General features: G+C 35.8%; 2 protein-coding genes. Both read right to left on the reverse strand.

Annotation, left to right across the window (positions count from 1 at the left end):
- Positions 1-127: 127 nt before the first annotated feature.
- Positions 128-355 carry a DUF551 domain-containing protein gene (locus PSI22_RS21350; RefSeq protein WP_273581473.1) on the reverse strand — a complete coding sequence of 76 codons (228 nt, stop codon included), beginning with the start codon at positions 353-355 and terminating at the stop codon, positions 128-130.
- A 1-nt stretch (position 356) separates the two neighbouring features.
- On the reverse strand, positions 357-578 hold a 222-nt coding region (locus PSI22_RS21355; RefSeq protein WP_273581474.1), incomplete at its 5' end, for a hypothetical protein.

The raw sequence follows: 578 nt of genomic DNA on the forward strand, positions 1-578 counted from the left end.
CTGTCCATCATGCAATCATAGCCACCGCTATTTAAAAAACTGTCCACATAACCTTTATCGCCATTTTTTAAAATGACCCTATCTCCTATTTTTAATTTTGGATATTTTTTCAGATCGATATGCATCATCATTCTCCTTTCGGGGGTTCGGGTAATGGCATCCAGTGGGTTACATATTCAATTTTAAAAAACAAATCTTCTCCTAATGAATGGAAACACTTGCCTTCATATTCATCTAAAATAAAATATCCAACATGAATATCATTAGAGCCATCCACAACCAGCAATATGTCATCATATGTTTCAGGCAACCTGTCGCTACATTTAATCCACTCCATAAATCCTTGCGTTTTCATGTTATAAATATTCCCATTCATGGTCGGTAACATCATAATTTTTCACTACGGGGTTATCTTTTTTCATGCTATTACATTCACCATATGCAACATCTACAAAATCATGAATGTCTTTGTCTGTTGCATCGTCTGGTACTTCTATATCGAGAGTTACTCGAATGATTTTCATAAACCCTCCTATTAATTCAGGTAATAAAAAGCCCCGCATTGGCGAGGCTGGTGT

It is taken from the genome of Xenorhabdus aichiensis (genome assembly GCF_028598775.1).
In the GTDB taxonomy this organism is placed as follows: Bacteria; Pseudomonadota; Gammaproteobacteria; order Enterobacterales; family Enterobacteriaceae; genus Xenorhabdus; species Xenorhabdus bovienii.